The sequence below is a fragment of the Streptomyces odonnellii genome, from assembly GCF_000981895.1.
Lineage (GTDB): Bacteria > Actinomycetota > Actinomycetes > Streptomycetales > Streptomycetaceae > Streptomyces > Streptomyces odonnellii.
In genome coordinates this window covers 1-6,431 of sequence record NZ_LATD01000525.1, presented here as the reverse complement: position 1 = coordinate 6,431, position 6,431 = coordinate 1, and the positions used below count along the sequence as shown (strand labels likewise).

3 protein-coding genes and 1 pseudogene are annotated in these 6,431 nt (G+C 69.5%); 1 reads left to right on the top strand and 3 read right to left on the bottom strand.

Annotation, left to right across the window (positions count from 1 at the left end):
- Window positions 1-299 precede the first annotated feature (299 nt).
- The 3 genes from WH07_RS34445 to WH07_RS34435 form a co-directional block, all read right to left on the bottom strand.
- Window positions 300-1,808: a maltokinase N-terminal cap-like domain-containing protein gene (locus WH07_RS34445; RefSeq protein WP_046508891.1), complete on the bottom strand. Its 1,509-nt coding sequence runs from the start codon at window positions 1,806-1,808 to the stop codon at window positions 300-302.
- A 216-nt stretch (window positions 1,809-2,024) separates the two neighbouring features.
- Window positions 2,025-3,758: a maltose alpha-D-glucosyltransferase gene (gene treS / locus WH07_RS34440; RefSeq protein WP_046508889.1), complete on the bottom strand. Its 1,734-nt coding sequence runs from the start codon at window positions 3,756-3,758 to the stop codon at window positions 2,025-2,027.
- Entirely contained in the window at window positions 3,755-5,752 is a 1,998-nt protein-coding gene (locus tag WH07_RS34435) for an alpha-1,4-glucan--maltose-1-phosphate maltosyltransferase (protein ID WP_046508892.1), read from the bottom strand. The genes treS and WH07_RS34435 overlap by 4 nt, the downstream gene beginning before the upstream one ends.
- A gap of 426 nt (window positions 5,753-6,178) precedes the next feature.
- Here WH07_RS34435 and WH07_RS34430 point away from each other — a divergent pair.
- Window positions 6,179-6,431: pseudogene (locus WH07_RS34430) on the top strand (IS982 family transposase); the annotation flags it as partial.

Sequence of the window (6,431 nt, the reverse complement as noted above, 5' to 3'; positions counted from 1 at the left end):
CGGTCGGACGGCGTGCGGGCGGTCACGGGGGCTGCCTACGCGGCGGTGCTGCGGCGGTGTGGCGCTGGACGGACGGGTGGACGGAGTGGGACGGACAGAGGTGGGTGGACGGGAGGGGATCGGGCGGCTCGGGCGGATGAGGCGGGTCAGGACGGGGCGGGTGGATCAGGGAGCGGGCCGGGCGGCTCCGGCCGGTGCCCTGCCGGTACGGCACCGCTCCCGCCGCCCGTACCGAGGGCCGGTGGCCGGTCACGGGGGTGCGGTCACGGGGTGTCCCCGCGCCGTACCCGACCGCCGCTTCAGGTGTCTCCGGCCAGACGCCGGATAGCGGCCATCGGGACCGGAAGCCAGTCGGGCCGGTGCCTGGCCTCGTACAGCACCTCGTAGACCGCCTTGTCCGTCTCGTACGCGCGCAGCAGCTCCGGCTCCGCGCGCGGGTCGGTGCCCGAGGCCAGCGCGTACCCGTCGCAGTACGCGGCCCGGCAGCGTGCCGCCCAGTCCGGGCGCCAGGGTTCGTGCGAGCGGGCCGCGTAGTCGAAGGACCGGAGCATGCCCGCGACATCGCGGACCGGCGGCTGCGGGCGGCGGCGCTCGGCCAGCGGCCGGGCCGGCTCGCCCTCGAAGTCGATGACCGACCAGCGGCCGTCCGGCGACCGCAGGGTCTGTCCGAGATGCAGATCGCCGTGCACCCGCTGGGCCGGTCTGCCGCGTCCCGCCTCGTCCAGCACGGCGAGCGCGTCGAAAGCGGTGCGCAGCCCCGGTACGTACGGCATGAGCACCGGCACCGCCTGCGCCGCCGCCTCCAGCCGCTCGGCCATCCCCTCCGCGAGCTGCGCGGTCTGCCGCCGCCCCAGGGTGACGGTGGGCAGCGCCGCGGCGAGCGCGGTGTGCACCTCGGCGGTGGCCCGCCCCAGCGCCCGCGCCTCCTTGGTGAAGTCACGGCCCCTGGCCAGCGCGCCGAGCGCGAGCTGCCAGCCGTCCTGGGAGCCGCGCAGAAACGGCTGGAGCACACCGAGGGTGAGCGATTCGCCGCTGCCCGACGGGTCGGCCGCCTCGAACCAGGCGACGGGCGCGGGCACCCGCTCGCACCCCTCGGCGGCCAGCGCGAGCGGCAGTTCCAGATCGGGGTGGGGCCCGGGGAAGACCCGCCGCAGGATCTTCAGGATGAAGGCGTCCCCGTACACCAGGGACGAGTTCGACTGCTCGGCGTCGAGCAGCCGGCCGGTCAGCCCCGCGGGCAGGGTGCCCGCGCGGTCGAAGCGCAGCGGCCCCAGCGCGCCGGGCGTCCGCAGCCGCTCCAGCAGCAGCTCGGCCAGCCGCGGATCGTGCAGCCCCTCGTAGACGGTACGGCCGGCCAGCGGTCCCTGCGCGGAGTGGCCGATCAGCGCGGACGCCAGCGCCGGAGGCAGTGCCTTGCGCACCCCGAGCAGAAGCTGGTAGCAGTCGCCGCCCGCGGCCGTGCCGCACGCCGTCGAGGACGTGGCGCCCGCGGGGGTGGAGGCGGGAATCGCCGGCGGCGGACCCTGCGCGCTGCGCTGTTCGACCCGTACGAGAAGATGCAGCAGCCCCGGACCCCCCGCGGTCATCGGCAGCAGCTCGGTGACCGCCAGCGGTACGAAGCCGGTGACCGGCCGGCCCTTGCCCGCGAACCAGCGCTGGCGGGGCAGCCAGTCATGGAACAGCGGCGCGAGCGAGCCGACGAGCGCCCTCGCGTCGGCGGGCGACAGCGCGGACGACGCGGCTGATGAGGCAGCGGGCGAGGCGGTGACGAGGCACGGGGTAGTCCGGGTGGATGCAGCCTTCGACATGGCATCGCGTCCTTTCCCCGGGCACACCACAGGATGCGCAGAGTGTCCCGGATTGCGGCAATGGCTGTCCGGCTGTGCGGGACGTGTCGGGTGAGGATGATCCGTACGGGCTCGATTCTGTCCGTACAGATTCTCGATTCCCTATGGACAGACAGCGTGCCCCGTGCGGGGCGGCGGAAACCGCCTCGCACGGGAGCCTCGTACCGGGCCGCGGTGTTACGAGGTGACGCCCGGCAGGCTGTCCTTCCGCAGCCGGAACCAGTAGAAGCCATGGCCCGCGAGCGTCAGCAGATACGGCCACTCCCCGATGGCGGGAAAGCGCACGCCGCCGATCAGCTCCACCGGATGGCGCCCGTTGAACTGCGTCAGGTCCAGCTCGGTGGGCTGTGCGAAGCGTGAGAAGTTGTGGACGCAGAGCACCAGATCGTCACCGTTGCCCTGCGGGGAGGGCGCCTCGCGCAGAAAGGCCAGCACCGCCGGGTTCGACGACGGCAGCTCGGTGTACGAACCGAGCCCGAAGGCCGGGTTCTGCTTGCGGATCTCGATCATCCGCCGGGTCCAGTGCAGCAGCGAGGACGGCGAGGCCATCGCCGCCTCCACATTGGTGACCTGGTAGCCGTAGACCGGGTCCATGATCGTCGGCAGATAGAGCCGGCCGGGGTCGCTGGAGGAGAAGCCCGCGTTCCGGTCGGGGGTCCACTGCATCGGCGTTCTGACCGCGTCCCGGTCGCCCAGCCAGATGTTGTCGCCCATCCCGATCTCGTCCCCGTAGTACAGGATCGGGGAGCCGGGCAGCGACAGCAGCAGCGCGGTGAACAGCTCGATCTGGTTGCGGTCGTTGTCCAGCAGCGGGGCGAGCCGGCGCCGGATGCCGATGTTGGCGCGCATCCGCGGATCCTTGGCGTACTCCGCGTACATGTAGTCGCGCTCTTCGTCCGTGACCATTTCGAGGGTCAGCTCGTCATGGTTGCGCAGGAAGATGCCCCACTGGCAGTTGGTCGGGATCGCCGGGGTCTTCGCCAGGATTTCCGAGACCGGGTAGCGGGACTCGCGCCGTACGGCCATGAAGATGCGCGGCATCACCGGGAAGTGGAACGCCATATGGCATTCGTCGCCGCCCAGGGTGTAGTCCCCGAAGTAGTCGACGACATCCTCGGGCCACTGGTTGGCCTCGGCGAGGATCACCGTGTCCGGGTAGTTGGCGTCGATCTCCTTGCGCACCCGCTTGAGGAAGGCGTGGGTGGCCGGGAGGTTCTCGCAGTTGGTGTTCTCCTGCTGGTACAGATACGGCACGGCGTCGAGCCGGAAGCCGTCGATGCCCAGGTCCAGCCAGAACCGCAGCGCGGAGATGATCTCCTCCTGCACCGCCGGGTTCTCGTAGTTGAGATCGGGCTGGTGGGAGAAGAAGCGGTGCCAGTAGTACTGCTTGCGCACCGGATCGAAGGTCCAGTTGGAGGTCTCCGTGTCGACGAAGATGATCCGGGCGTCCTGGAACTGCTTGTCGTCGTCGGCCCAGACGTAGTAGTCGCCGTACGGGCCTTCGGGGTCCTTCCGGGACTCCTGGAACCACTCGTGCTGATCGCTCGTGTGGTTCATGACAAAGTCGATGATCACGCGCATTCCGCGCTGGTGCGCGGCGTCGACGAACTCCACGAAGTCGGCCAGATCGCCGAACTCGGGGAGCACCGACGTGTAGTCGGACACGTCGTAGCCGCCGTCGCGCAGGGGCGACTTGAAGAACGGCGGCAGCCAGAGGCAGTCGACCCCGAGCCACTGGAGATAGTCCAGTTTGGCCGTGATGCCCTTGAGGTCTCCGATGCCGTCGCCGTTGCTGTCCTGGAACGAACGCACCAGGACCTCGTAGAAGACGGCCCGCTTGAACCAGTCGGGATCGCGGTCCTTGACCGGGGTGTCCTCGAACGTGTCGTGGACGGGCTCATTGACGATCATGATGTGGGTGACCCTCCGATCGGCGGGGACGGTCGCAGCACCACGATGTGCGCGGGTGTCACACCCGGCTCCAGGCGCACATAGTTGGAGCTGCCCCAGTGATAGGTCTCGCCGGTGAGCTCGTCGCGCACCGGAACGGTCTCATGCCGTTCGAGGCCGAGCCGTTCCATGTCCAACGAGACCGTCGCCTCCTGGGTGTGGTGAGGGTCGAGGTTGACGACCACCAGAACGATGTCCGTGCCCGCCCGCTTGCTGTACGCGATGACCGCGTCATTGTCGGCGTGGTGGAAATGGATGTCGCGCAGTTGCTGGAGCGCGGGATGCCGCCGTCTGATCCGGTTGAGCAGGGTGATCAGCGGGGCGATGGTGCGGCCCTCCCGCTCGGCCGCCTCCCAGTCCCTGGGCCTCAGCTCGTACTTCTCGGAGTCAAGGTACTCCTCACTGCCGGGCTTCGCGGGGGTGTTCTCGCAGAGTTCGTACCCCGCGTAGACACCCCACGACGGTGACATGGTCGCTGCGAGCACGGCCCGTACCTCGAAAGCGGGGCGCCCGCCCTGTTGAAGGTAGGCATGGAGGATGTCAGGCGTGTTGACGAAGAAATTCGGCCGCATGAAGGCGGCGGTCTCGCAGGCCAGCTCGGTGAGGTAGTCGGTCAGCTCCTGCTTGCCGTTGCGCCAGGTGAAGTACGTGTACGACTGCTGGAAGCCGACGGCGCCGAGCGTACGCATCATGGCCGGGCGGGTGAACGCCTCGGCCAGGAAGATCACATCGGGGTCGGTGCGGTTGATGTTGGCGATGACCTTCTCCCAGAAGACCACCGGCTTGGTGTGCGGATTGTCCACGCGGAAGATCCGTACGCCGTGCTCCATCCAGTGGCGCAGGACGCGGGTGGTCTCCCGCACCAGACCGCGCAGATCGGTGTCAAAGGCGATCGGGTAGATGTCCTGGTACTTCTTCGGGGGGTTCTCCGCGTACGCGATGGAGCCGTCGGCGCGGTGGTGGAACCACTCGGGGTGCTTGGTGACCCAGGGGTGGTCCGGGGAGCACTGGAGGGCGAAGTCGAGCGCGATCTCCATCCGGAGCGTACGGGCCGTCTCCACGAAGTGGTCGAAGTCCTCCATGGTGCCCAGATCGGGATGGACGGCGTCATGGCCGCCGGCCGCGGAGCCGATCGCCCACGGCACACCGACATCGTCCGGGCCGGGGTCCAGCGAGTTGTTGCGGCCCTTGCGGAAGGTGGTGCCGATGGGGTGGATCGGCGGCAGGTACACGACATCGAAGCCCATCGCGGCGACCGCGGGCAGCCGCTCGGCGGCCGTGCGGAATGTACCGCTGACGGGCGGCTCGCCCTTTTTGACGACGGCGCCCTCGGAGCGCGGGAACAGCTCGTACCACGAGCCGTACAGCGCCCGTTTGCGTTCGACCAGCAGGGGCGCCGGGCGTGAGGCGGTGACCAGCTCGCGCAGCGGATGGCGGGCGAGGGCGGCGTCCGCCGCCGGGGCGAGCGCCGCGGCCAGCCGGTCGGCGGCGGAGAGCGACTCGTCGCGCAGGGCGTCGACGGCGGCGAGCACCGCCTCCCGGCCCTCGCGCTTCGGCACTCCGGCGGCGGCCCTCTCGTACAGCTCCGCGCCCTCGGCGAGGACCAGGGCGATGTCGTGCTCGTCGGCAGCCGCGGGGATCTTGATCCGGGCCGCGTGGCGCCAGGTGGTGACCGGGTCGCTCCACGCCTCGACGGTGTAGGTCCAGCGGCCCTCCTCGGTGGGGGTGACCTCGGCGCCCCACCGGTCGGTGCCGGGGGCGAGCTCACGCATGGGGGTCCAGGGGCCCGGGCGCCCACTGGGGTCCATGAGGACGACATTGGCCGCGACGGCGTCATGGCCCTCGCGGAAGACGGTCGCGGTGACCTGGAAGGACTCACCGCTCACCGCCTTCGCGGGGCGTCTGCCGCAGTCGACGAGCGGGAGTACGTCCAGGACGGGAATGCGACCAATCAGCGGTTTCACTGGATCACCTGTGGGCTGTGCGGGCGTGACAGGCAGGGCGGGTCGAGCAGGTCGAGCGGGTCGGGGGCTTTTACCGGCTGGTGAGTAGTTTTACCGGTTTTTGATGTATGTGATGTTTGCAACGTTCCGGAGCTATTGGACGTTCTTTGTAGCTGCTCGGTAGACGACTCGGAGGCTGCGGGCATGGCCGCTCCTGTCCGCGTTCACTCGAATAGCGCTGGAATCGGGTGGAAACGCGCTCGTTTGCCGTACGGGCACCGCGTATGAGCGGTGGAGGGCGCGGTGTGCGCTGTGCGTACCGGAGGAGCCTTCCCCCTCCCCTCGGGTGGGCAATCCGGGAAGCTGTCACTGCTAGATGAATGAGTCCGATGTCTGTGCTGGCCGCGACTATGGCGAAGGGCGCCCGTTGGTTCGTGTGTGACGACAAACCTGGACGCCCTTCTGGCGGCACTGTACGTGTTCATCGACGACCATGTGGCGCCTTGTCGCCGGATCGGGCGACCTCCGAAACTGACGGACGCCGAACTGCTGTGCCTGGCGGTTGCCCAGGTCCTGCTGGGCTTTCCCTCCGCCCGGCACTGGATCCGCTTCGCGCACGCCCGGCTGGGACACCTCTTCCGCTGCCTGCCCCAGCAATCGGCCTACAACAAGCGGCTCAACGCCGCCGGCC

Excerpts from the sequence above, each read along its gene's own strand:
- WH07_RS34445 (WP_046508891.1), bottom strand. The coding sequence starts at position 1,808 with ATGTCGAAGGCTGCATCCACCCGGACTACCCCGTGCCTCGTCACCGCC.
- treS (WP_046508889.1), bottom strand. The coding sequence starts at position 3,758 with ATGATCGTCAATGAGCCCGTCCACGACACGTTCGAGGACACCCCGGTC.